The sequence below is a fragment of the Phormidesmis sp. 146-12 genome, assembly GCF_052939495.1.
The window spans coordinates 216851-243676 of record NZ_JBJPHS010000001.1 but is presented as its reverse complement, the minus strand read 5'-3'; the positions used below and the strand labels follow the sequence as shown (position 1 = coordinate 243676).

Here is a 26826-nt window from a genome sequence, read left to right as displayed (position 1 = left end):
TTCTAAATCAAACCGATCGCACTTCAATCCGACAATCGATCGAGGTTCCGTTGAGCGATCGCCATATGATACTCATCGCCAAACTCCATAAAGATCTCCATTGCGGTTTGCAAACAAGCTCTAGCCTCCGCAGCATTTCCCTCCGCCTCTGCTAACAGTCCTAGTTGACCGTAGGTACGGGCTTGCGAATAGCGATCGTTGTATTCGACTTTGATTTGGAGGGCTTGTTGATAGTCGGAGCGGGCTTGTTCATACTCGCGCAACGCTTGGGCAACTCTGCCTAATTGGTGATAGGTGCTGGCTTGCGAATAGCGATCGTTGTATTCGACTTTGATTTGGAGGGCTTGTTGATAGTCGGAGCGGGCTTGTTCATACTCGCGCAGTTCTTGGGCAAGGATGCCTAATTGGTGATAGGTGCTGGCTTGGTTATAGCGGTAGTTGGATTCAATGTTGATCCTTAGAGACTGTTGATAGTAACGTCTTGCCTCCTGATATCTGTGAAAATCCTCCTCCAACATACCTAAATAGTGAAATGTATTTGCTTGTTCGGTTTGATCATCAAACTCAGCAGAAAGCTGTTGAGCTTTCTCGTAGTTGGATTTTGCTACATCATATGCACCAAGCTTGTGTGCTACCCTACCTAGCTGTTGATATGTTACGGCTTGTGACCGACGATCATTGAACTCAGTTTTGATTTGAAGTGCTTGATAATAATAATGGACTGCCTCTCTGTACTCATAGTTGTCCTGTGCCAATCTACCTAGATTGTGGTAAACGTCGGCTTGCTCATATCTATTAAAATCACTAAAGATTTGCAGAGCGAGATTATAGAGGCGCTTTGCCTCTTCATACTCAAGAAGCTTGTGTGCAATCATACCTAGATTGACATACGATACGGCTATTTCTGATTGCTGGTCATGTAAATTACCCAGATTTCTTAATAGCTCCAGTCTTTTAGAGTATGCACTCTGTGCAGCTTGGTAATTCCCCACTTTGAGGTAGCAATTACCAAGTGATAAGCAAGCTTGCACCATTACAAATTCAACTTCTTCAGTAACAAACTCAGTTGGATAAGATTCTAGGATCTTGAAGGTGAAGTCTGCTAGTTCAGTACGGGTGTGAATATTGCCAATAAGCGCTAGGTAATAGTCTATACACGAGTAAATATTAATGCCTCTCTTTTTCTCTAAAGCAATTCCCAAAGCCTTGCACAAATTCTCATACTCTTGCTCACAGAAATATTTTCCTACCTGTTGCTCTAATGAATCTCTTGAGCGCATTAATTGGTAATAGTTGCTTGCTAGATTACAATAGTGATTCTTATATCCCTCGTTTAATGCTTCACGAATTACATCATCTGATTGACACAGTTTTGTTCCCAGGAAGTAAGGAAATACAGGTTGAATGTTAAGTAATTGTAGATTTCTATTATCAATTGGTGATAATAATCCCCAGTTAATTGCTTCCTGTATTGCTTCATCAATCTGCTCAAAAGGATAATCTTGAAAAGGCTTAAGTTCTAGTAACTGTTGAGCATAATCCTTCAACCCTTCTCGATGCACAAACCCACTAAACGGAGCCAAACACAGCAGCAACTTTTGCGCCTCGGCCGACAAATTGCTGTGCGAATACTCCACACACTTCAAAATACTCTCCGTCTTCTCACCCGGCCGATCCAACCCCACATCCGCCGCATCCAACCCCGCCAACACCTGCGCCACACTCTGCCGCGCCAAATTTGCCAACACCACCTCGATCGCCAACGGATACCCCGCCAACAGCCGCATCAGCCGCTCAAACTCCCGATCCGCCAAAATCGCCTTCCGCCTTGCCCCATCCAAAACGTGCCGCTCCAAAACCTTTTTGGCCAACTGCGATCGCGCCTCCTGATCCAACCCGCGCAACTCATAGCGATTGTCTCGATACGCCGACTTTAGCCACTCTTCCCGACTCCGCGACCCCAAAAGCACGATCGACTTTCCGCCTGCAATGCGATCGAGAAACTCCCGAATTCGCTCTTGCTCCTCCCCAGGCAACGTATTCTGAATCGCCAATGCCTGTCCCGTCACCGACTCCAAATTATCCAGCATCAACCCATAGCGACGACTCCGCATCGTCTGCACCAGTCGCCCCACCCGCGCCTCTAGCCGCATCGCCTGAAACTGCCGCATCTCCACATCCGAGAAAATGACAGACGCGATCTCAAACATCATCTGTTCCAGCGTCCAGGCTCTCACGTCATAGCCAAAATAAAACACCCGCTCCACAAACCCCGTCTGCACCCACCAGTCCTGCAAATAGCGCAGCAGCGTCGTCTTCCCAGTGCCGCCCATCCCCTGCAACAGCATTACGCCATGTCGCAGCAGCCCCTTCTCCAGCTTCAAAATATCTAAATCCCGCCCCACAAACCCATACGTCGCCCCCGCAAACCGATACTCCGTCCCCTGTCGCGCAAAATACGCATCCGACTCCGCAAACGTCATCTCCCGCAGCCCAAAATTTACAGGCTGATTGCCATACACCACAGGCAACAACCAATCTTCGAGATCCACCTGCTGATTGAAATACACCGATCGGCTTTTGCGATCGAACAACTCCCGTCGCCCCGCTCTCACCGCTTTAGACAGCGCTTCCCCTGCAAACAACTCCCCATACACTCGCTGCATCAACACCTTGGCCGCATCCACCGTGGCGCTATAGGCCATCGCCACCACCATTTGCATCCCGGCATCCATCAACCGAGCGCCCAAACTAGTTTCACGTTCATCAATACGATCGGCATCCCCATTCGCTCTAACTTGTTTCCCAGACTGACAAGCATTCAAAATACAAACCGGAATCCCTCGATCCTGCAATTCTCCTACAATCTCGTCTGCCGTCACCGCAACCGCCTGCCCCGACTCATCCCCTTCAAAAAACAGAAAGGCATTGACTCCAGCGTATTTAGTCAGATTTTCCAGCCGCGCCCCCCGCTGAAACCGATACTTCTCCCCCGTCGGCTCATACTTCTGAAACTGCTCATACGCCATCAATCCGCCATGCAAATCAAAATGCACGACATGATAAAACCCTTCCGGTTTCGCCTCCAAATGATCCAAAAACGCCTTATACGTCCCCGGTCGGACAATCTCCACATTCACAGGCAACTGCCCATCTCGAATCGCCTCCACCATCGGGCGCGAAATCGTTCGATACCCGACATCTTTCTCCTCATTGGGTCGCGCTGTGACGATCAGCAAATTTAGCACCGTCGAAGGCTCGATCGCTCTCGTAATCGCCTTGCCCTGCACCCGTTTCTGGCGCACCATCACACCATTGATCGCCAAAGGATGCGCCGCCTTCGGATCTCGCATCGCTTCCCAGTGCAACCCTTGAAACTCTGGCGATCCCTTGATCAAAATTTCTAACTCACTGACCTTTAAACTTTTATAAGCCGCATAAGCCTCTGGATCGCCAAACACCTGCTGAAACAAATTTTCGCCATACGATCGCACACTTTCCGCCACTTGTTGCGCGATCGTCTCATCCGAAAATGGAAACTTGATCCACTCCTCAAAGTACCATTCCAACTGCTTCTCATCTTGTTCGGCAAACGGATCGCTCACCGCAATCTCAAACTCTGATCCCGCGATCGCCACGACCGCCTCAAATCCACTTGTTTGTCGAATCTCGATCGTCGGCATAATACAAAATCAGTAGAAGGCTTGTGACAAACTACACTCGTCTCCTAAAATCTCCGGAAACCAGTCTGCGACGGTAGAAAATCCTTTAAAAGATCATGAACGTTTTTCCCACCCTCGAAGAAATCAACCAGTTCCGTCAATCTCCCGCCGCCGACCCACAAGCCCTGCACCTTCTAGAACAAACCCAGGACTTTGAAGCCACCTTCGCCCAACTCTATGTCGATCGCTACGGCGAACCCCGAACATTTGGTGACGAAACGCGATCGCTCTGGCAACTGCTTCTCAAGCGAGTCCAGCAAGAAGTTTGCGGCGAAAATGACAGCCTCCGCAGCTTAATCCAGGGGGCCAAAAAGAATCCCGCCAACGCAACTCTAGTCACCGGAATGATCACTGCCCTGGTCAATCTCTCTGGGGTTCCGCTGCCGATCGACTCTGCGATCGCCACCGCCGTTGCGCTCTACATCCTCCACATCGGCATTGATGTTTTTTGCGAATGGTCTTCCCCTCCCTCCAAAGCCGACTCATGAATTACCCGAATTCACTTCATCCCTGATCTCTAAAAGCGATCGACGTTCCCAAACTCCGCTGGCATTGATTTCGCCGCTTCTCCACAGGTGCGAGGCGTGGGAAAGATCTTCCCTGGATTAGCCAACCCTTTGGGATTGAATGCTTGCCGAACATACTGCATCGTTTCTAAATCAGCTTGGGTAAACATTTCGGGCATATAGCAGCGCTTGTCCGCCCCGATGCCATGTTCACCAGAAATGCTGCCGCCCACCTGCACACAGAGCTTGAGAATCGCCCCGCCCAGTTCTTCCACCTGCTCCAGCGCCCCCGGAACGGCATTATCGTACAAAATCAACGGATGCAGATTGCCATCGCCCGCATGAAACACATTGGCGACAAAGTAGCCGTACTGCTCACCCAGCGACGCAATTTCCCGCAAAACGTACTCCAGCTTGGTGCGCGGAATCACGCCATCTTGCACGTAGTAATCAGGACTGAGCTTACCCATCGCCGCAAATGCGGCCTTGCGTCCCTTCCAAAGTTTCAAGCGCTGGTCGGCATCGGTGGCAACTGTGACGTTTCGCGCCCCATTTTTGGTACAAATTTCAGCAACCCGCTGACTGTAGGTTTCGGCTTCGACCTCTAGCCCATCCACCTCGACCAACAAAATCGCCTCAGCATCTCGCGGATAGCAGCCCGTCGCCACCACATCTTCGACCGCATTGATGCTCAAGTTGTCCATCATCTCCATCCCACCCGGAATGATCCCTGAGCTAATAATGTCAGAAACAGCAGCCCCAGCCGCTTCGACACTGGTAAAGTCGGCTAACAAAACGCGAATCGATTCGGGAGTTTTGAGGATTTTGAGCGTGATTTCGGTGGCGATGCCCAAGGTGCCTTCTGAGCCGACAAACACACCCGTCAGATCATATCCCGGCATTTCAGGAAGCTCACCGCCGACATCGACGATCGCCCCATCCGGTAAGACCAGCTTCAACCCCAAAACGTGATTGGTCGTCACGCCATACTTGAGACAATGTACCCCGCCCGAATTTTCTGCCACATTGCCGCCCACCGAGCAAATAATCTGACTCGATGGATCAGGCGCATAATAAAACCCCGCCCCGCTCACGGCTTGTGTCACCCAATTGTTGATCACGCCTGGCTGAACGACGACGCGCTGATTTTCGAGATCGACGTTGAGAATGCGATTCATTCGAGCGGTGACGATCAACACGCAGTCCTCGATCGGCAGCGCCCCCCCCGATAGTCCCGTCCCCGAACCTCTAGCGACAAAGGGAATCTGGAAGCGATCGCAAATCTTGACAACTTCAGAAACTTCCTCAGTGGTGCGCGGAAAGACAACAATTTCGGGACGTTGGCGGTAGCTAGTCAGCCCGTCACATTCATAGACCAGCAGTTCTTCTTTTTTACGTACTACGCCACCTTTGCCCAACACGCCTTCAAAGGCTTTAGCGACTCGTTGCCAGTCTCGAATGTCTTGAGCAATCATGGTGTTTCAGCGTCGGGTTCTGTTTGTATTATCCCGCATTCCGAGAAGTTAGAACGATCGCTCTGCTCACCTGAAACACGATCGCTCAATTGATTTCACCACTGCCACCCTACGTTTGATCATTTCCTTCGTAGAAATAGCCTTAAAGCTAATCTCTCCAGATCATTAACCCAGTTCATTAACCCAGTTCACTAATATCAGTCTGAATTTAACGTGAATTCGATGAGAATTTTTTCGCTTCGTTGTTCACAGCTTCTGCCCCCCAACCCCCCAATTTTGGGCGACTTTAAGAGAGGAATTCTGGTTCAAAGTCCCTCACTCGTGGGGGATCTAGGGGGCGTTCCTGGATCAAAAGCAAAGCGAAGCGTTCATCGAACTGACGTGAATTTAAGCAACGAAGTAAAAACCTTTATTGAATTCATATTCGCTCCAGAAGAAATAAGAGGCTTCTGAAGTTTGTAATTACAGCAAAGTTGTTCATCCCGTTCTTAGATCAATGCTCTGGATCAATTTGATCATTCACAAAAAATTGTGTGTGATTTATTAGCGAATTCTAATTAAAAAAACTTACCCCCAGAGAAGACGATCGCTCCCTAAATATGAGGATTTCAGCTTCCTCCCCTTGGTGGAGTATGCACAATTTCTCCCACGTTACAACAGAAGCATCTGTGCTGCATTAAAGCTAAATCCAATTCAATTAGCTAACCAGCGATCGCAAAGTCTTCGTTAATTCCAAACCTCAACCATCCTCAAAAATACCAGGAGAGTCAGAATGTTTTTTCACAAAAAGCAAATGCAGTATTTCACGCCTCCGGATCAGCCTGATGCAGTCTATGCCAAAAAAATTCAGGAGCTAATCGGTGGCCCGTTTGGTGAAATGACGGTGATGATGCAGTATCTGTTTCAAGGCTGGAACTGCCGAGGCCCTGCAAAATACCGTGATATGTTGCTAGACATTGGCACCGAAGAAATCGGTCACATCGAAATGCTGGCAGCAATGATTGCACATCTGCTCGACAAAGCCCCCCTCAAGGCTCAAGAAGATGCTGTTAACAACGATCCGATCATCGCCTCTGTGATGGGAGGAACCAACCCTCGTGATACCATCATGGCCAGCATGAATCCGCAACACGCGATCGTATCTGGTCTGGGTGCAACCCCAAGTGATAGTGTTGGGTATCCCTGGAATGGTCGATTTATTATCGCAAGTGGTAATTTGTTGGCTGACTTTCGTTCTAATCTTCATGCAGAATCTCAAGGCCGTTTGCAGGCCATTCGCATGTATGAAATGACTTCTGATGCAGGTGTGCGCGACACTCTCAGCTTTATGATTGCCCGTGACACGATGCACCAAAATCAATGGTTAGCTGCGATCGAAGAAATCATTTCAGACGGATTGGATGATACACCCGTGCCCAGTTCTTTCCCCCAAGATTTGGAGAAGTCAAAACACGCCTACGAATTTTGGAACCAATCAGAAGGCACCGAGAGTGCAGAAGGTCGTTGGGCTAAAGGGCCCTCAATGGACGGCAAAGGAGAATTCAAATATCTCGAAGATCCTCAACCGTTGGGCGACGCGCCACACCTGCCGCAACCCGACCCCCGTCTACACGGGACAAACGGAAACGGTCAATCGAGAAGCGATCGTACGGCTTACAAGACTCCCTCACCCCAAGCTTCTCTCTCTAACCAAAAGCCACTCTAACTAAAGGTTCGGCAAGTCTATTTGCCCTGGTTACAGATTCAAGAATGCCCCCAAATCTCCCACAGTAAGAGACTTTGAGCAGGCAAGACTTATCTTAAAGTTCCTTAGAATTGGAGAGCAGCGGACTTAAGCAACGAAGCCAAAAACTTCCATCGAATTCAGATTTTTGAGTCAGGTTTTTAAGGGAGCTACGGGGATCTTACTGTGAGGTTTGCCTATCGGAAAGATCTCCCCAACTCCCTTAAGAAAAGACTTAGACGAGTCGCATATCGGCTTACATTTTGCTGATGATACGCTGCACAATCTGTACACCCGTGACCGCTTGCCAACCAAACAGTCCCAACATTCCAACGTTTAGCGCAATGTGGGTATATCGTGCCCAGTCTTGTCCTTTTTGCATAAACGGCGATAGGGAAGCAGACACCGCAATGATGCCCGTCATTCCCAGTCCAGCCAGCAAATGAGAGCCGACAAACAGCTTGCCGTTGTTGATATAAGTGACAACCATACCGCCGATCGACCCCACCACCATCAGCGCCAATAAAATTGACCCCATTTGGTAATGTTTGATATTGAACTTACCTCTGATCAATTCTTTTTTGGCATCGCCTTCTGCGGCACGGGTGCGACGAATCTGAACGCCTAAATAAAGGGCATAAATTGACAGCGCCAGCAATCCCCACATCAAGGCGGGGTGAAAAAACTGGCTGTAAACCTTAACGGACTCCGGGATCTCGATCGACATAGTGTTCTCTGTTACATGAGCGAGGATTGTCATAAAACTTAGCATAGCTTTCTAGTGCAAAAAATGTCGTATCCCGGTAAACACCATGACCAATCCAAGTTCGTCAGCAGCGATGATGGATTCTTGATCTCGGAGACTGCCTCCTGGCTGCACGATCGCTCCAATTCCGGCAGCCGCCGCCGTCTTAACAGAATCATCAAACGGGAAAAATCCATCACTGGCCAGAACAGCCCCTTTTGCGTTTTCTCCGGCTTGCTCTAAGGCAATTTGAGCCGATCCGACTCGATTCATTTGTCCGGCTCCGACTCCGATCGTGGTGCGATTTTGAGTGACGACGATCGCGTTAGATTTGACATGTTTACAAATTCTCCAGGCAAACAGCAGTTCGGCGAGTTGGGCGGGCGTGGGCTGCTTTTGGGTGACGACTTGCCACTGGTCAGGGTCAGCAATCACATCATCTGCCGACTGAACTAAAAATCCCCCGGCGATCGCTTTGACAGTCTGCTTGGGGCCAGTCAACAGATCGGGCAGGATCAGCACCCGAACCTTTGATTTTGCCTGCAAGATTGCTTGGGCTTCAAGATCACAACCCGGAGCCACCACGCATTCCAAAAAGGTTTTGGTGAGAGCAGTGGCCGTGGGGGCATCAATCGATCGATTCAAGGCGACAATTCCCCCAAATGCTGAGATCGAATCCGCGTTAAAGGCTTTTTCGTAAGCTTCCAACAAAGATGATCCCATCGCTGATCCACACGGATTAGTATGTTTAAGAATTGCAGCGGCCGGATCATTCTCAGGATGAGCAAATTCGGCAATGATTCGGCGGGCAGCTTCGAGGTCAACCAGGTTGTTGTAGCTGAGTTCTTTGCCCTGAAGCTTGGTGGCGGCAGCCCATCCGACCCCTTGCGGGTAACTCGAAGAGATCGCGCTGTCTCCAGTCTGATACCAGGCGGCGGGCTGATGAGGATTTTCGCCGTAGCGCAGTTCTTGTCGTTTCTGTCCCGTGAGCGTCCAGGAATTAGGAAGCTGGTCTCGTTCTGATGCGCGCAGTTCGAGATAGTTGGCGATGGCGCGATCGTACGCTGCCGTATGTTGAAAGGCTCTCAGCGCACAGGCTTGTCGAAAGGCAGAAGACGCTTCTTCACTTTGGCGCAGTTCTTGAACATACGATTCATACTGAGCAGGATTGCAGAGCACCGTCAGATGCGCGAAATTTTTAGCCGCCGCCCTCAACATCGCCGGCCCGCCAATATCGATCTGCTCGATCGCCTCCACCAAGCTGACATCTGGATTCGCGATCGTTTGCTCAAACGGGTAGAGATTGACCACCACCAGGTCGATCGGGCGGATGTTTTGCGCCTCCAAGTCAGCCACATCTTCAGACAGATTTCGCCGAGCCAGAATGCCGCCATGAATGCGAGGATGCAGGGTTTTGACTCGTCCCCCCAAAATTTCTGGCGATCCGGTGTAGTCAGAAACCTTGGTCACAGGCAACCCTGCGTCTTTGAGCGCTTTGGCGGTGCCCCCACTACTGATCACATCAAAGCCCAATTCCTCAATCAGGTTACGAGCCAGATCAATCAGTCCTGTTTTATCCGATACACTAAGTAGCGCCAGACGTGCCATGAGTCAAAATCCCCAGTCATATTCGCATCTCTAGCAGTCTTAAATCAGTTGTGACAATCTTGAAATAGCGGGTTCTTAGTGATTTGTTCTTAGCCACTAACTCACCACTAATAACTGACCAGCGAATTCTCACAACTCAAATAAGATAGCTGTATTTAGGATAGAGGAACTTGAGAAATGATAACTGGAAGAGAACTTTGAATTTACGCCTCACGCCTCACCTCTCACGCCTCACGCCTCACGTATGATAAGAGCGACGAATTTTAGGTCAGGCCATGTCTCTTAGCGCGATCGCCATCCCCTCTAAATCAGCATCTCAAGGATTGATTGTCATTCTGCACGGCTGGGGCGCAAATGCTCAAGATGTCGCCTATCTTTGCTCGTTGCTAGAATTGCCCAAATGCGAGTTTAGAGTGCCGGATGCGCCCTTTCCTCACCCCTATGGCATTGGTGGAAAAATGTGGTACGACTTATCCGACAATTTGAACTTTCGAGCCGACATTGCAACGCAGCAAGACTTACTCACCAGTCGCCAACTGCTCACCGATTGGCTCAAATCATTAGAATCCGAGACGGGCATTCCGTTAAATCGGACGATTTTGGGCGGATTTTCTCAAGGCGGCGCAATGACGTTGGATGTCGGACTGTCGCTGCCACTAGCGGGATTGATGGTACTGAGTGGCTATCTGCATGGGGCGATTCCTCCGTTAGACACGGCCATTCCTCCCCTATTGATCGTGCATGGGCGACAAGATGAAATCGTTCCGCTTAAGGCCGCTCAGATTGCCCGCGATCGTCTCACCGCTTTGGGCGCACCCCTTCAGTATCAAGAGTTTGATATGGGACACGAAATCTCTCCTCAAGTCCTTAACGAAATGCAGCAATTCATTCGGAAAACGTTGAACTAGTCCGACTTCACGTTAATTAAAGCTTTACGATTGGCAGGAGCCGCGCAAGCTGGAGTAAACTTTCGACAGGGGTCTTCTACTTGCGGCGTTAAAGTCAGTTAACGTGCGGTAGAAATTTAATGGAGGTGCAAGCCATGACGACTGTAGATCTTGAGAAGCTGAATATCTCGAAGCTGACCGAAGCAGAAGTAGCGGATCTGGCTTCCCGGCTAGAACAAGACAATTACGCAAACGTGTTTGATGGGCTAAAAGATTGGCATTACTTGAGAGCGATCGCCTTTCAGCGCCCCGAACTCGTCGAACCTTATCTCCATCTGCTGGATCTAGAATCCTTTGACGAAGCTTGATTTAGGAACCAGGGAAAGTTTACGATTCGATTTTCCCTGTTCGCTAACTATTTATGCTTGAAGGCAGACGAGTTTTAGTAGGGGTTGGCGGTGGCATTGCTGCTTACAAAGTCTGTGCAGTGGTTTCGGCGTTAGCAAAATCTGGGGCAAGTGTTCGAGTCATTTTGACGAATTCTGCTCAACAGTTCATTACACCTCTGACGTTATCAACGCTTAGTCGTCATCCAGCCTATACGGACAGTGTTTTTTGGCAACCGATTCACCCTCGTCCGCTACACATTGAGTTAGGTGAATGGGCAGAAGTTTTTGTGATTGCGCCACTCACCGCGAACACTCTAGGCAAACTCGCTTACGGACTGGCGGATAATTTGCTGACCAATACGGTGTTGGCTTCGACTTGTCCCGTCTTGTTGGCTCCAGCGATGAATACAGACATGTGGCAACAGCAGTCTGTACAGCACAATTGGCGATCGCTCCAGTCTGATTCTCGCTACCATGCGGCCAATCCGGGAGAGGGAATGCTGGCCTGCGATCGCGTCGGAGCGGGACGAATGGCCGAGCCTGAAGAATTGTTACCTCAGATTCGATCGCTACTCTACACCCACGGCAAGCGCGATCTAACGGGCAAACGGATTTTGATCAGCGCTGGAGGCACACGAGAATATCTTGATCCCGTCCGCTTTATTGGCAACCCTTCGACCGGGAAAATGGGAGTAGCCCTGGCGCAGGCGGCGGTGCATCGGGGAGCGATCGTGACGTTGGTACATGGGCTAATCGATCGTCCTCTGTTGGCTCATTTACAAAATGTCCGCAAAATCTCTGTAATCAATGCGGCTGAGATGCACCAAGCGATGGGGGAATGCGTCAGCGATGCGGATTGGGTGATCATGGCGGCGGCAGTTGCGGATGTCAAGCCTGCGACATTTAGTGCCGAAAAGTTGCCCAAGCGCAAGTTGCCCGATCAGTTGCCTTTGGCGAATGTGCCTGACATTGTGGCGGATTTGTCTAAGCTCAAGCAGCCTCACCAAAAACTAATCGGATTTGCTGCTCAGACGGGAGACATCATCAAACCCGCCCTAGAGAAAATGCAGCGTAAAAAGTTGGATGCGATCGCCGCCAATCCGATTGATCAGCCCAAGAGCGGTTTTGGTAGCGAGACAAATCAGGCAGTGTTAATCGATCGCTTTGGTCGTTTGGTCAAAATTCCACTCAGCAGCAAACTGCAAATGGCGCACCAGCTACTAGATTTTGTAGGTGAGATGCCCTGAGAAGTGCGTTAGAAGCCGCTTTTACTGATTGACTTTTTCCAAAAATCCATCAAACGCTGCCGATGTCATCAGACCGTTCTCTGCGAGGATTTTCCGAACGGAAACCAGATGAACAGGTCGAAGAAGTTCCTGCGGTTTGTATCCAGGGAGGACGATCAGAGTACTTGATGCGGCGTGTTGAAAAACCTGGTGAGTTCCAACCGCTTGACGGCAAATAAAACCCAGTCTTAACAGAAGTTTTTCTAAATCTGCGAAAGTTACATCCTCAGACATCGTGGTGTATTACTCCCTGTAGCTGTTGTAGAACGATGTCTCTGTACCGAGCAAACGTCCTGATGGCTTCTTGATCTAATATATTCTGTTTGCTCAAATACACAGTGACCGTTTCCCCTGTTTGAGGAAGATCAGAAATGGTTAGCTGCTCAAAATAGGCTTGCACGTACAGCCAGTAGGCTACGTCTGTTTGAGCGTCATACACAATCAAAATCCAGGGCATTACACCTTCTTGCAAATCCGGGTTGCCTCTAGATTCCTCAGGGTGAGGAGTGATCCGCAAGGGGGCAGGCAGACGGGACGATCGCGGTCTTTATGTCGAAAATTGTAGAAAAGTGAATGATTAATGCAATTTGACCCAGTAGGTTACAGTTTTTTGGTAGAAATTCATTGACCTGAAGACAAGCGATAAAAACCTGTAAGGAGAAATTAAATGTTGACCTCACTATTATTAACCGTCGCTCCCAGAACGCTCGAATGGAACCCTAACGTAGCTTTGGTCATGATTGCCTGTAATATTCTGGCGATCGCCTTTGCTAAATACACGATGAAGAACCCCAGTGCGCCGCCTGCCATGCCTTCCTCTAATCTGTTTGGTGGGTTTGGGTTGCCTGCGGTCTTGGGAGCTACCAGCTTTGGTCATGTGTTGGGCGCAGGCGTGATTTTGGGATTGTCTAACATGGGCGTGTTGTAGAGCGACTTAACCCACCGTTTGATCGATTTACTTGAGTCAGGGATTTTGATCTCTGGCTTTTTTTTGAACATTGGAGACGGAAGACGGAAGACGAAAGATGCGAGACGTAAAACAACGTGAATTCGACAGAGTTTTTTCGCTTCTTGATTCAGCACTTTCGCCCCCCAACCCCCCAATCTGGGGGACTTCCGGATGGGATTTTTGCTCAAAGTCCCCCAAACTTGGGGGATTTAGGGGGCTGCCTGGCGCGATCACCACAGCAAAGGATTTCATCGAATTCACGTTAAAACAGGTTCAAAGTCTTTGAGCAGGTCTCCAACAAAGCTGTCATGATTTTATGAAAATATGCTTGACCAACGCTACTTTTCTGGGCAAACTTCATAAGTCATTTGAATGAATTTTTTCAGCCAATTTGCTGACAGGTTGATTGGGGCTTTGAAGCGGGATGAATTGAATTTGTTAGGCGTGATTGTGAGAGAAAATAACGATCGCCGCTTTCTTTCAAATCAAGTATAGTTTATCACTAGTCATCATCCATATTCTAGAGGAGTACAGTCCATATCTATGAGCCGCTGTGCTGCATTATGCCTTGTGTAAATTACGTGTAAAATTCAGAAATTGATGTCTTAACTAATACATTCAGTTTGAAAATTAGCTTTCTCGATCGAGCAGCTTTAGGAGTCTCATTAACCATCATTTGATATTACAAGGCTGCTGGATATCAACTACAGAGCGACATCTGGAGCAGTAGACAGCAATTCTTCGCGAACAAAGTTATTAATAACTGCTTCAAGCTTGGTATACCAAAGCACATTTAGTTGGCTATTATTTTTTCGAGAGCTTGTTATTTATGAGTGTAGCGAGTACTCTATTGATCAACTGCTCTACTGACATCTCGTACGCTCAAAGTTGAGTAATTGGTCACTAACTTTGCAGCCTTTTATTGACTGCTGAGTTGAACAAAGCCAGAGTGTCAGGATTAGAGAGTAAAGACTTTAGTTTGATTAATTGGGGTGCTGGCACATCTTTAACCTAACCGCGTCAACTACAAAAAACCGGGTCGATCGTAACCCAAATCATTCATCTAGGGAGGTTGGCCAAAATTATTTAAACAAATAAAACGTGGTCATTTGATGACAATAACCCTCCGCTTATGCTGCAAAAAAATCTGCGATCGCAAATGTGCGAACCCATTGCTTTTGTCATTCACACCAGTATTGCTAAAAGTGCTGATCTAACGCCTGAGTCTTGTATCAATAGATATCACTAATTTGTTTCACGCTGATCCTTAAATTCTTTTAAGACTGAATAAACTTGTGTGGTCAGTTGATTAACCTCTGAGTAATACAAGACTTGTTCATAAGTTTGTTAAGTGTCTATCAAGTTTTTGTCAAGACGCTTTCTATTTTTTACTTGCTGTTAGGCTACTAAAAAGCTAGTGTTTCTACGGATGCTCCGTTGACGTTCAGTTGTGCATCAACCCGGTGTGTGCGCTGCTGCCCAAAGTTGATTCTTTTTGTCATCACCCACACTAAATAGAGACGATTCCTCAATGAACACCATTTCTATGGTTAGCCACAAACCCTTTCAACGTCTGCATCCCCTGAGTTTGTTAGCCCAATTAATCAACCGCCAGGCAAATGGTTGCTTACAGGTTGTCAGTGGGTCTTCATCCTGGTTGATCTATCTCGATCAAGGAAGGTTGACCTTTGCAACCAGTTCTCAGGCTCCTTTTGAGCGGCTCGATCGACACCTGCATCAACTCAGTGCTTCCATTCCGGCGATCGGCACAGTGCGGAGCCAAGTTCGCCTGCTGTACGAAAATGCAGAAGGAAACTACCCGTCTACCAGCGCTGATTATCAAGCAATTTGTTGGCTTGTTGAGCAACGCTTTCTCAATACAACTCAAGCTGCTACCTTGATTGCGGCGATCGCTCAAGACGTGATTACGCCCTTTCTCGGCATCACTGAGGGAATGTATGAAGTGATCGACAAGCAAAGTTTTATCCACTATCCCCAGATTTGCCAGCTTGATTTGCGTCCGCTCGTCGAGCAGTGTCATCGCCAACGGCAAACCAGCCCCGCTACCGTTCCTTCAGTGCCCCGCGAAGCATCGACTTATCAAGGGTCTCAACGGGTCGCCGAATTGAGCCATGCCGTAACGAATGGGATGAAGGCTACTCCTGCGGCTGGGCCTGTGGCTAAAACGTGCTATACGGTGGCTTGTATTGATGACAGTCCTACCATTTTGCAGGCGATTAGCACCTTTTTAGATGATGCGAACTTCTCGGTGCTGATGATCAATGATCCGGTTAAAGCGCTGATGCAGGTCGTTCGCAATAAACCAGATGTGATTTTGCTTGACGTGGGAATGCCCAACCTGGATGGATACGAGCTATGTTCTTTGCTGCGTCGCCATCCCAGCTTTAAAAACACGCCGATCATCATGGTAACTGGACATACAGGCTTTATCGATCGCGCCAGAGCCAAACTGGTCGGGGCTTCGGGCTATCTCACAAAACCATTTACCCAATCAGAATTGCTCAAGATGATGTTTAAGTTTTTGACGTAACAGCGTCAGCAAGACAAACGTAAACTGATCCAGACAGCGGATCAACCGACGAATACTAGCTACAACCCGATCGATTAGCGACTAAAAGCGCAAAGAGAAACATGAGCTTAACACTAATGCGGACAATTCTTGTCGTAGAAGATACCCCTTCGGAAATGGAATTGCTCAGTCACTATCTACGAGAAAGTGGCTATGCAGTGATTGGTGCCGTAACCGCGAAAGATGCCCTTGATAAAGCGATCGCGCTCAAGCCTGATGTGATCGTTACCGACGTTGTAATGCCCGGAATGAGTGGCTATGAGCTATGTCGAAGCCTCAGAAAAAATCCTGAAACTGAGAAAGTACCGATTATTATTTGCACCTCCAAAGGTCAAGAAATCGACAAACTCTGGGGAATGCGACAGGGAGCCGATGTCTACATCACCAAGCCCTTTACGCGAGAAGAATTGATTCGTGCTGTGCGATCGGTTGGAGGCTAACCCCATGCAAACGTCTGCGTTGACGCTACTTCAAGATCGACCTCAAAAAGCGATCGGAGAGGCCTACCTCAAGTTTGAAATTGGCCAGGGAATTCCGGTCATGTTTGGCATGAAGCAAGTTCAGGAAGTGTTGGTATTATCGCCGCAGCGATTGACTCCGATGCCTAATATGCCTGCTTGTATTCTTGGTCTCACCAATCGTCGCAGTCGTGTGCTGTGGGTGGCTGACCTGGCAAATCTGCTAGAGGTTGGCGCACTAGATAGCAGTCCTCAACAGTATGATCTGGTGATTTTGAAGTCGAGTGCCGGGTCGATCGCGGTTGCGGTTAAGCAAGTCAATGGTCTGCTTTGGGTCAATCCCGAATCGGTGCAGCCGCCTCCAGAACACATTGCAGTCAGCCTAATTCCTTTCCTGCGCGGCTGTGTCTTACAGGGTCAAGAACTCCTGCTGGTATTAGACGCAGAGTCGATCTTGCAGTCCGCTATTTTTCAGGGGCAGTGAGGCGATAAGAGCCGGAAGACAAGAGACAAAAGACAAGAGATAAAAGACAAGAGACAAGAGACAGAACTGAACCCTTTGGTTTATCGCTCACACCTCACACTCAGGAAGGCGTGCATCATGCCGTGTTCACCCCCTTACTTGCTTGAGAATGTCTTATGGTCGATCAAATTAATGCAACCAAAGATTCCAATTCCTCGCCTCGTTTGCCGTTGAGTCCGACGGATAGGATGGCGATCGAGACCCACTTTTCTCCTGTGCCAGAAGTCTCAAAAGCTCAAACTCTGAGAGGCCAACTGCGGCGGATGAGCCTGAAAACCAAAGCAACGGCGATCGCGCTGGCCATTGGCACGCTTCCGGTATTGGGGATCGGCGCGATCGCTTACTACATTGCGGATCAGGCGGTTAAAAAAGAAATTATTACCACTCAACAAGCAGCGGCAGCGGGACTTTCTGACAAGCTCAATCGCTTTATGCTGGAGCGGTATGGAGATATTCAAGTGTTGTCGCGGCTGCCCATTTTGAGCAACTCTAAAATCAAAGAAAACACCTCAAATGATGAAAAGCAAGCGGTTCTTGACCAGTTTGTAGAGGTTTATGGCAGCTACCAGAATATTGCAGTGTTGGATCTCGACGGCAATGTGCAGTTGCAATCTCGCGGATCAAAGCTATCTAATCAGAAAGATCAGGATTATTTTCAATCGGTATTGCGGAGCAATAATCCTTATGTAGAACGGGTGGTCTCTTCCTCGACTGCCAACGATTCTGCCCTTTATTTTGCGGCTCCAGTGCGGGATAGCGTGAGCGGAAAAACGATCGCCATTGTTCGTACGGTGGTCACACTGCAAAAGATTGAGGATGTAATCCGCGACTATCAGGTTTCGGCGAGAGACTACTTTTTGCTCGACTCGACAGGTAAGTTTTTTATCGCGTCCCAAAAGGAGGGAGTCGGACGAGACGCAAAGCAAGATTTTCCGGGGTTAGACAAACTGCAAGCCGACAAGAAAGCAGGCACCTTTGTCTCGACCAATCAACTCGATCGCACTCAACAACTCGTCAGCTACACACCGGGAACTACGCTACAAGGCTTGCCCGCTCTTGGCTGGGAAGTGATGTTGGCGGCGGATACCGATGTGGCGTTTGCGGCTCAAAGAGGACTGTTGACGACGCTGGCGATCGGGACATTTATCACAGCGCTGTGGGTCGGCATCTTGGCGGCGGCGATCGCACGTAGAGTCACCCGTCCGATTTTGGAAGCGACGCAAGCCGTCGAACAATTGGGACAGGGCGCACTCAATACGCGGGTCGAAGTGCAGGGAGAAGACGAATTAGCGGGGTTGAGTACCAATATCAACCAGATGGCGGATCAGCTACAAGACCTGCTCTATCGTCAGACTCTGAGCGCCCAGCGATCGCAGATTCTCAGTGAGATGGTGGTGAATATTCGTAAATCTCTCAACTTTGATGACATTCTGCAAACCGGAGTCGATGAAATTCGCAGTTTTCTCAAGGTCGATCGCGTCGTGATTTATCGATTTAATGAAGACTGGCTCAGTGGCACCATTACCGCCGAGTCGGTTGGGTCGGGCTGGATTCGGGCGATGGGCAAGACGATCGAAGATCCGCTGAAACCAGGGGATATCGATCGCTATCGCAGCGGCAGAATTTGGTTTACCGAAAACGTCCACAATGGAGATCTAACACGCTGTCACTGTGAGATCTTAGACCGTCTAGAAGTCAAAGCCAACATGGTCGGCCCCATCTTGCGAAATGGATCTCTGATTGCATTAATCTGCGCTCATCAATGCTCTGGTACTCGGAAATGGGAACCGGAAGAAATCGACTTTTTTGCACAACTGAGCACACAAATCGGATTTGCACTAGATCAAGCTTATTTATTAGAACAAGCCCAGCAAGCTCGCCACGAAGCCGAAGCGCTTTCAGAAGAGCGACGACAGCAAAAAGAAGACCTGCAACTCCAGTTGTTGAATCTGTTGGGTGATGTGGAAGGTGCTGTGATGGGCGATCTCACCGTGCGGGCAGATGTGACGGCGGGCGACATTGGAACGGTAGCCGACTTCTTTAACTCGATCGTTGAGAGTCTGCGGCAAATCGTCACCCAGGTCAAACAGGCGGCCATTCAGGTCAACACGTCGCTGGGCAGTGACGAACAGTCGGTTCGCAATCTGGCGGTAGAAGCGCTTCAACAAGCCGAAGAAACCACTCGCACGTTGGCCTCAATGGAGGAAATGATGCGATCGATTCAGTCAGTTTCTGATAGCGCCCGTCAAGCGGCCGAGGTCACGCGCACTGCGTCCCAAACAGCCGAAGAAGGCGGCACAGCAATGGATCTGACGGTGCAGAACATTCTGGGTTTGCGAGAAACGATCGGAGAAACCGCCAAAAAAGTCAAACGTCTGGGAGAGTCATCTCAGCAGATTTCTAAGGTCGTCTCGCTGATCAATCAAATCGCCCTGCAAACCAATCTCCTCGCTATCAATGCCGGGATCGAGGCAGCCCGCGCAGGAGAAGAAAGTCAAGGATTTGCGGTCGTTGCCGAAGAAGTGGGGGAACTGGCGGCTCGATCGGCGGCCGCTACACGAGAAATCGAACAAATCGTCGCCACCATTCAGCGCGAAACCAGCGAGGTGGTCGATGCGATGGAAGAAGGCACCACCCAGGTCGTCAAAGGAACGCGCCTCGTCGAAAACGCCAAACAAAGTCTAGAGCAGATTCTCACGGTTTCACGCCAGATTGATCAGATTGTGCGATCGATTTCAGATGCCACCGTGTCTCAAGTCGAAACCTCACAAGCTGTCACCAATTTGATGCAAGACATTGTACAAGTGGCAGGTCGCACCTCTGATTCGTCTCTCCAAGTCTCCCAGTCTCTCCGCCAAACCGTAGAAGTCGCCAGAGACCTGCAAGCGTCGGTCGGAGCCTTCAAAGTTGAGGGATGAGGGATGAGGGATGAGGGATGAAGGATGAAGAAGGGACAAAAGTCTAGTTCTGTCTCCCGTCTCCTGTCTCCCGTTCTGTCTCTTGTCTTCCGTCTTCCGTCTTCCGTCTTCTCACTTCTCCCTCCTCCCCCTTTCATCCCTCCTCCCTTCTTAAAAAACTATGTCACACGATAAGGAACTCGAAATTCGCCGCCAGTTCCTCGATGAGGCGCAGGAATATCTGGACACGCTGGATGCGGCGCTCATTGGGTTGGCAGACCATCGAGTGGATGCTCAAAAAATTAACGCGGCACTGCGATCGGCTCACTCGATTAAAGGTGGAGCGGGCATGATGGGCTTTCAAATGCTCAGTGATCTGGCTCATCGGCTCGAAGATTCGCTCAAGGTGCTGAAGGTTGATAAGACGATCGTCATTAGTGCTGCGCTCGAAAATTTGTTGCTGAGAGCCGTGCATTGTCTGCGGCAGGTGATCGAGTGCGATCGCCAGAGTGTAACCCTTGACTCTAATTGGATCGAGGCAGAAGTCGAACCGATTTTTACGCAACTCCACCAGCAGTTAGGCGATCCTCAAGATGAGAGTGCTGCTTCGCTGCTGTCGTCTGACGAAGGACAGGATATCGTTCCGATGTTGTTTGAGACGGAGGTGGAGGGCTGCTTGCAGCGGTTAGAAAGCGTCTTAGAAACGCCAGATCAGCCCTGTTTGCAAGAAGAACTGTCGATTTTGGCGCAGGAGCTAGGCGGGTTGGGCGAAATGCTGCAACTCCCGGCGTTTAGCAGCTTGTGTGAGTCGGTGACCTACTGTTTGGAAGTGGGGGATCACGAGGTGGCTGCGATCGCTCGTTCTGCGTTGCAAACTTGGCGACGGGCGCAGGCCCTGGCGATCGTGGGACAGTATGCCGAAATTCCGGGGATGATTCCGCTGATGACGCAGCCGGGCCTCAAAGAGTCAGACAATATGGGATTGAATGACCTGTTATCTGACGATGGATTGGAGGCTTCGGAGTCCTTGCTGGATTGGGAGGCGGTTGCGGCAAGTGATCCTCAAGATGCGGCGGAGTCGCTTTTAGAAGAGGAGCCTGCGTGGTATCTGGAGGCTTTGTCGTCAGATTCGGTGGCTGTAGATGACGAGGGCTTTACGGAATTGCAGCCTGCAAAAGAGTCCCAGACGCAAGCGGCCCAGGCTGATTTTAAGGTGTCTGACTTTAAAGTATTGGAGACGCAGACAGAGCCAGAAATGCTGCCTGAAAGCGATCGAGATTCCACGGTGCGCGTTCCGGTTAAGCAGTTAAATCAACTCAATGACTTGTTTGGCGAATTAACGATCGACCGCAATGGTTTAGACCTCTATCTCAAGCGGCTTCGCAGTCTGGCTCAAACGCTGCACGATCGCCTCCAAACGCTGGATCACGTCAATTCTGAAATGCGAAATGCTTACGATAAAGTCACCGTTTCTAACTTTGGCTCTCCGATTCTTAATCGCGGTGTAAAACTTCTGAGTGCAGGTTCTGATGACACTTCTGAGAATGGTAACGCTAACACCCTGACGCTCAATTCCCAAAGCACAAAATTTAAATCTCAAACTTCAGATTTTGATGCTTTAGAACTGGATCGATATAGCGATCTTCATCTGCTTTCACAACAAGTGATGGAAACGCTGGTACAAATTCAAGAAGTCAGTGAAGATATCGATTTGAGTCTGGATGATACCGAGCAGGTAAATCGCAATCTCAACAAAACAGCGAAACAACTGCAATCAGGATTGACTCAACTGAGAATGCGTCCTTTGTCGGATATTCTCGATCGCTTTCCTCGTGCTTTGAGAGAGTTGTCACTTCAGTATGGTAAACAGATTGATCTCAAGGTGGTAGGGGGAAATACACTCGTCGATCGCAACCTTTTGGAAACGCTAAACGATCCCTTAATGCATCTACTTCGCAACGCTTTTGATCATGGGATCGAAACGCCTGAAACCCGTGTTCTCAAAGGCAAGCCAGCCGAGGGAGTGATCGAGATTCGCGCCTTTCATCAGGGCAACCGAACGGTGATCACAGTGCGAGATGATGGAGAAGGGATCGCGATCGATAAGATTCGTACCAGAGCCGAGCAGATGGGCTTAGATGCGACTCTCTTAGCAGCGGCCAGCGATGAAGAACTGCTGTCACTGATTTTTGAACCGGGATTTAGCACTCGCGACCAGGTAACCACGCTATCGGGGCGAGGCGTTGGTATGGATGTCGTGCGGAGTAATCTCAAACAAATCAGAGGCGAAATCAAGGTCAACACGCAGGCTGGACAGGGCACCACCTTTACGCTGTCGATTCCGTTTACGCTGTCTACGGTGCGCGTGCTGCTGGTCGAAAGTCACAAAATGCTGCTGGCCTTTCCGACCGACATTATCGAAGAGATGTTTTTGCTCAAACCAGAGCAGATTATTCAAACCGCAGGCAGCGAAGTGTTGAACTGGCAAAATCAACCCGTTGAGCTAATTCGTCTTCAGCGCTGGCTCAATTTTAACTGCGCTCGATCGCGCTACAGTTTTGAAGCCGTTCCGACGATCGCTGCCCCTGCCGTAGTGATTGTCAATCAGGGAACTCAGAAGTTTGGGCTGCAAATCGATCGCTGCTGGGGTGAGCAAGAAGCGACGATTCGCCGAGTCGAGGGCAATCTGCCACTTCCGGCGGGCTTTAGCAACTGCACGATTATGGGAAATGGTCGCGTGGTGCCGCTGGTGAACGTTTCGGAGATGCTGCGCTGGCTGACGAGCTACGAACGGAGTACCCCTCCCGAATTGCCGCCTCTGCCGCCGACTCCTCGCCTGAGTGCTGATCATCAAACGATTTTGGTGGTCGATGACTCGATTAATGTGCGGCGCTTTTTGGCTCTGACGCTAGAGCGAGCAGGCTATCGAGTTGAGCAAGCCAAAGATGGACTCGACGCGCTGGAGCGATTGGAAACGGGGACGCTGATTCAAGCTGTGATCTGCGACATTGAGATGCCTCGATTAGATGGATACGGACTGCTGGCCAAAATGAAGGCGAATCCGACGTTAGAACGGGTGCCGATCGCCATGCTCACCTCACGCAGCAGTGACAAACACCGTCAGATCGCTACAAATTTGGGTGCAAACGCTTATTTTTCAAAACCATATAACGAGCAGGTGCTTTTACGAACATTGGCGCAACTGATTGAAAGTAGTGCTCTAAATTAGCGGGGAGACTTTAGACCTTAGACGAATGGGTGTGAATTTGATGAAAGACGTTCTCATCTCCAGAATTGGGGAGTTGGGGGGCAGAAGATTCAAACAACGAAGCGAAAGAGCCTACTCAGACTCACATTACACCAAACGCTTGCGCTGTCGAGCGTCCAAAGTCCAACGTCTAGATTCCAGCGTCCAACTTATGATTCACTAGTAATTTTATCAACAATAAGGAGTGTGGGTGTGGAAATTCGAGGCGATCGTTCCTCTGGGTTGAAGTGGTTTAGTGATTTGTCGATCGGACGCAAACAAGCGATCGCGCTGATTGTCTGCGAATTGGTTCCGATTTTGGCGTTGGGGGTCGGCTCAACGATAGTGATCACCAGTAGTTTACGCACGCAGATACAGGCTCAAGCCAAGTCAGAAGTCGCTGTGACGGAGACAAGCTACAACATCAAAGTGAATCAAATGGGATTTGGCTCACGCGGTCAATCTGATAACCCTGCGATCTTCAACGCAGCAAAAAATCAACAGCAAGGACAACCCATTCCTGAAGATCTGCGGAATCAAGTTAAACAAATTCTGCAAAACGAAGTCAAGGCGAGAAAAATAGAATATGCAACGCTGGTCAGTAAGGATCTGCGAATTGTAATTAATGCTAATAAAAATCGTTCTAATGAAAAAATTACCGCTCCCAACTTAGCCGATCTAGTCAAACAGTCGATCGCCAGCGGACAACAAATCAAAGCCAGCGAGACGATTTCTAAAGACGAACTGAGCCGAGAAGCCCCTCCCCTCCCGCAGGAAATTAAAGACGATGGGCTGATTCGCTATGTGGTGACTCCGGTGAGAAATCCTGAGAATCAAGAAGTGATTGGTGCGCTGATTTTTGGAGATGTGGTCAATGGCAAATTGCCGATCGTAGAAAGTACGCTTAAGGCATTTGACGGTGGCTACAGTGCGGTTTATCTGCGGCGATCGACGGGAGACTTTTCTTTGGCAACCGCCCTCGACCAGAACAGTTCTCAACCTGTGTCCCTTACAGATACATCGGTGTTGACGGATGCAGTCCGCGCCAAAGGGCAAGCTGTCACTCGGCGATTGGAGGTGGGCGGACAAACTTATACCGTTGCTGCAAAAGCCGTCCCCAATCGGATCGTCGAAACTCCGGAGGGGCCGTCTCCTGTTTATAACGATGAGTCGATCGCCATTCTGGTGCGGGGCACGCCCGAAGAGACCCTGAATCAGTTGATTTCTAAAAGTTTGCTGCAAGAAGCGATCGTGCTGGCGATTTCTCTATTGCTGATTGTCGGCTGGAGCCTGCTGTTTCGGCGGACGGTTCTCAAACCGATTCAACACTTAGAGCAGACAACTCAGGAGTTTGCTCAGGGCGATCGGTCGGCGCGGGCTGAGGTTTTTTCTCAAGATGAAGTGGGGCAACTGGCGATCGCGTTTAACCAGATGGCAGACAATCTCTCGGCTTCAGAAATTGCGCTGTCGGGTGAAGCCTCTCGTCAAGAGCAGCAAGCCAAAGAAGCGAAAGCGCTGAGTAACATTACCGAACGAATGCGGCGATCGCTGAATGCTGATCAGATTTTACAAACCTCGGTTGAAGAGGCGCGTGATTTTCTCAAAGCCGATCGCGTCGTTATTTATCGGTTTGAAGATTACTTATTAAATGCGAGTGTGATTGCTGAATCAGTCGTATCTGAGTACGCAAAGATTATTACAAGTGTGGTCGATAATCCACTGGATCTTGATCACTTTGAGCAATACATGACGCAATCTAACTGGATTGTCAACGACACCGATCGAGAAGATATTCGGCCACGTCGTCGAGATTATCTGCGACGGTTTGAAGTCAAGGCAGAGATGGCGGTTCCGATTTGGCAGGGCGGGCGGGCGATGGGCTTACTCTGTGTTCACCAATGTTCTCAACCTCGCCAATGGCAACGCTTTGAAACTGACTTTTTGATACAGCTTGCGCCGCAAATTGGGTACACGCTGGATCAAGCTCAACTTTTGCAAGAAAAGCAAGCTGCGCTGCACGCCTCCGAAACGCTCAAAGAGTCGCTTCAGCTTCAAATTGTCGCGCTCCTTGAAGAGGTAGAAGGGGCATCACGGGGCGATTTGACGGTGCGCGCCGAAGTGACATCCGGTGACATTGGCACGGTGGCCGATTTCTTTAATGCGATCGTCGAAAATCTGCGCCAAATCGTTCTTCAAGTCAAGCAGTCTGCTACTCAGGTCAGTCGTCTTTTGGGCGAAAATGAAGGCGAAATGAAACAACTAGCCGAAAACGCCCTTCAGCAAACAGAGGAAACGACTCGCATTCTCAACTCAGTAGAGCAGATGACGCGATCGATTCAAACGGTCGCCGAACGCGCTACTCAGGCCGCTACAGTCGCCCGCAAAGCCTCCAATGTCGCAGAACTGGGTGAGTCTGAAATGGATTTAACGGTGAAAAATATTCTCAAGCTGCGAGAAACGATCGAAGAAGCTGCCAAAAAAGTCAAACAATTGGGCGAAGCGTCTCAGCAGATTTCTAGAATTGTGTCGCTGATCAATGAGATTGCTGTCCAAACTGACCTACTCGCCATCAACGCCAGTCTCGAAGCGTCTCGTGCCGGAGAGCATGGGCGGGGCTTTGCGGTCGTGGCTTCAGAAGTGGGAGAACTCGCGGCGCGATCGGCGGCGGCCACACGAGAAATTGGGCAGATTGTGGAGGCGATCCAATTGGAGACGCGATCGGTGGTCGAAGTCATGGGGCAAGGGACGGCTCAGGTCGTCAAGGGTGCCCATTCGGTCAAAAATGCCAAGCAAAGTTTGATTCACATTGTGCATGTGTCACGCCAGATTGATGAACTGGTACAGTCAATTTCAGAGGCAACGGTTTCTCAAGTGGAGACTTCGCGATCGGTGACGAGTTTGATTCAAGAGGTCGCCCAAACTTCTGCCAAAACTTCTGATTCGTCGCGCCGCGTCTCTGGCGTGCTGCGGGAAACGGTGCAGGTGGCTCAGGAGTTGCAGTCTTCGGTGGGGATGTTTGAGGTGGGGAGCGGGAGGGATGAGAGATTAATTTAATCGAATTAAGCATCGTCGAGAAGTATGTGGCTGATGTGACGCTAATGAATTGAGTTGCGTTGTGGCGATCGCTCCCCATTTAGAGTTGCTGCAAGCGATCGCTCTTCCTCATTTCATCTCTTTTCTCACCTGCTCTCGTAACTTCATCACCCAATCTTCTTTGTAGCCAAGTTTGATCGTGCGATCGAAATCTGAAAGGGCACGATCGTTTCAGGAGTTTGCAGAAGATCAACACCGCAAGTATGGTCTGTCATCTGAATCTATGAAGTATCGCATTGAGATTTCTAGCTTGGCAGAAGCTGAAGCAGATAGCGCGTTTCTGCGGTTGTCTCAAGTTACAGACCCAAGGAGGGCAAGCCATTAGTCTAACGCTTCAGAGATGCCCGATCGCGCAGCGCGGGGTTCTTTGAGGTCGGGCGATCGATTAGACTAGATGAGCGACGTTACAGGATAACGAGGCAGACTATGGCGATTGTTGTCACCCTGAGTCCAGATTTAGAAGCATTGCTGCGTGAGCGGGCTGCTCGGCAAGGTCAAAATGTCAATCTTGTTGCATCTGAGCTATTGGCAAGCGTTTTGGAATGGGAAGCGCAAGACCTGGAAGAAGCGAAGACTGGAATTCAGCAGGGCCTAGATGATTTTGAGGCGGGTCGATCGCGATCGTTTCGGGAGTTTGCAGAAGATCAACACCGCAAGTATGGTCTGTCATCTGATCTATGAAGTATCGCATTGAGATTTCTAGCTTGGCAGAAGCTGAAGCAGATAGC

Annotated in this window: 19 protein-coding genes; 14 read left to right on the top strand and 5 right to left on the bottom strand. The window is 49.5% G+C overall.

Translation table 11 applies throughout. The annotated features are described in order from the left end of the window. Positions 1–23: 23 nt before the first annotated feature. Positions 24–3683: a tetratricopeptide repeat protein gene (locus ACKFKF_RS01005; RefSeq protein ID WP_446865971.1), complete on the bottom strand. Its 3660-nt coding sequence runs from the start codon at positions 3681–3683 to the stop codon at positions 24–26. A 95-nt stretch (positions 3684–3778) separates the two neighbouring features. Between ACKFKF_RS01005 and ACKFKF_RS01000 the strand changes: the two genes are divergently transcribed. Further along, entirely contained in the window at positions 3779–4210 is a 432-nt protein-coding gene (locus tag ACKFKF_RS01000) for a hypothetical protein (RefSeq protein ID WP_446865970.1), read from the top strand. 29 nt (positions 4211–4239) lie between these two features. On the opposite strand, the gene glcD is transcribed toward ACKFKF_RS01000, so the two are convergent. After that, positions 4240–5703, bottom strand: a complete 1464-nt coding sequence (gene glcD, locus ACKFKF_RS00995; protein WP_446865969.1) for a glycolate oxidase subunit GlcD — start codon at positions 5701–5703, stop codon at positions 4240–4242. A gap of 772 nt (positions 5704–6475) precedes the next feature. Here glcD and ACKFKF_RS00990 point away from each other — a divergent pair. After that, positions 6476–7408, top strand: a complete 933-nt coding sequence (locus ACKFKF_RS00990) for a manganese catalase family protein (protein ID WP_446865968.1) — start codon at positions 6476–6478, stop codon at positions 7406–7408. A gap of 274 nt (positions 7409–7682) precedes the next feature. Here the strand turns inward: ACKFKF_RS00990 and ACKFKF_RS00985 are convergent, their stop codons facing one another. Together ACKFKF_RS00985 and purH are read right to left on the bottom strand one after the other, a co-directional pair. Further along, a complete protein-coding gene (locus ACKFKF_RS00985) occupies positions 7683–8153 on the bottom strand; it encodes a DUF4079 domain-containing protein (RefSeq protein ID WP_446865967.1) in 471 nt (156 codons plus the stop codon). 51 nt (positions 8154–8204) lie between these two features. After that, entirely contained in the window at positions 8205–9779 is a 1575-nt protein-coding gene (purH, locus tag ACKFKF_RS00980) for a bifunctional phosphoribosylaminoimidazolecarboxamide formyltransferase/IMP cyclohydrolase (protein WP_446865966.1), read from the bottom strand. 275 nt (positions 9780–10054) lie between these two features. On the opposite strand from purH, the gene ACKFKF_RS00975 reads away from it, so the two are divergent. The 4 genes from ACKFKF_RS00975 to ACKFKF_RS00960 all read left to right on the top strand — a co-directional run bounded on the left by ACKFKF_RS00975 (position 10055) and on the right by ACKFKF_RS00960 (position 12520). Further along, on the top strand, positions 10055–10687 hold the full coding sequence (locus ACKFKF_RS00975; RefSeq protein ID WP_446865965.1) for an alpha/beta hydrolase: 633 nt from the start codon (positions 10055–10057) through the stop codon (positions 10685–10687). A gap of 134 nt (positions 10688–10821) precedes the next feature. Next, positions 10822–11034, top strand: coding sequence for a protein IsiD (isiD, locus tag ACKFKF_RS00970; protein WP_446857344.1), 213 nt, complete (start codon positions 10822–10824; stop codon positions 11032–11034). 53 nt (positions 11035–11087) lie between these two features. Next, positions 11088–12302: a bifunctional phosphopantothenoylcysteine decarboxylase/phosphopantothenate--cysteine ligase CoaBC gene (coaBC, locus tag ACKFKF_RS00965; protein ID WP_446857343.1), complete on the top strand. Its 1215-nt coding sequence runs from the start codon at positions 11088–11090 to the stop codon at positions 12300–12302. Between the two features lie 62 nt (positions 12303–12364). Then, positions 12365–12520, top strand: coding sequence for a hypothetical protein (locus tag ACKFKF_RS00960; RefSeq protein ID WP_446857342.1), 156 nt, complete (start codon positions 12365–12367; stop codon positions 12518–12520). Positions 12521–12567: 47 nt separating this feature from the next. On the opposite strand, the gene ACKFKF_RS00955 is transcribed toward ACKFKF_RS00960, so the two are convergent. Continuing rightward, complete coding sequence (locus tag ACKFKF_RS00955; protein ID WP_446865964.1) at positions 12568–12858, bottom strand: DUF4365 domain-containing protein; 291 nt, start codon at positions 12856–12858, stop codon at positions 12568–12570. 150 nt (positions 12859–13008) lie between these two features. Here ACKFKF_RS00955 and psaK point away from each other — a divergent pair, with 150 nt between their 5' ends. The 8 genes from psaK (at position 13009) to ACKFKF_RS00915 (ending at position 26779) form a co-directional block, all read left to right on the top strand. Next, positions 13009–13269, top strand: a complete 261-nt coding sequence (gene psaK / locus ACKFKF_RS00950) for a photosystem I reaction center subunit PsaK (protein WP_446865963.1) — start codon at positions 13009–13011, stop codon at positions 13267–13269. A 1552-nt stretch (positions 13270–14821) separates the two neighbouring features. Continuing rightward, a complete protein-coding gene (locus ACKFKF_RS00945; protein WP_446865962.1) occupies positions 14822–15841 on the top strand; it encodes a response regulator in 1020 nt (339 codons plus the stop codon). Between the two features lie 116 nt (positions 15842–15957). Next, entirely contained in the window at positions 15958–16320 is a 363-nt protein-coding gene (locus ACKFKF_RS00940) for a response regulator transcription factor (RefSeq protein WP_446865961.1), read from the top strand. A gap of 4 nt (positions 16321–16324) precedes the next feature. After that, positions 16325–16822: a chemotaxis protein CheW gene (locus tag ACKFKF_RS00935; protein ID WP_446865960.1), complete on the top strand. Its 498-nt coding sequence runs from the start codon at positions 16325–16327 to the stop codon at positions 16820–16822. A 155-nt stretch (positions 16823–16977) separates the two neighbouring features. After that, the gene (locus tag ACKFKF_RS00930; protein WP_446865959.1) at positions 16978–19779 is read left to right on the top strand and encodes a methyl-accepting chemotaxis protein; all 2802 of its coding nucleotides are present in this window, start codon (positions 16978–16980) and stop codon (positions 19777–19779) included. Between the two features lie 160 nt (positions 19780–19939). Next, positions 19940–22987, top strand: coding sequence for a hybrid sensor histidine kinase/response regulator (locus tag ACKFKF_RS00925; RefSeq protein ID WP_446865958.1), 3048 nt, complete (start codon positions 19940–19942; stop codon positions 22985–22987). A gap of 231 nt (positions 22988–23218) precedes the next feature. Further along, positions 23219–26059: a methyl-accepting chemotaxis protein gene (locus ACKFKF_RS00920; RefSeq protein WP_446865957.1), complete on the top strand. Its 2841-nt coding sequence runs from the start codon at positions 23219–23221 to the stop codon at positions 26057–26059. Between the two features lie 465 nt (positions 26060–26524). Beyond that, positions 26525–26779: a hypothetical protein gene (locus ACKFKF_RS00915; RefSeq protein ID WP_446857331.1), complete on the top strand. Its 255-nt coding sequence runs from the start codon at positions 26525–26527 to the stop codon at positions 26777–26779. Positions 26780–26826 lie beyond the last annotated feature (47 nt).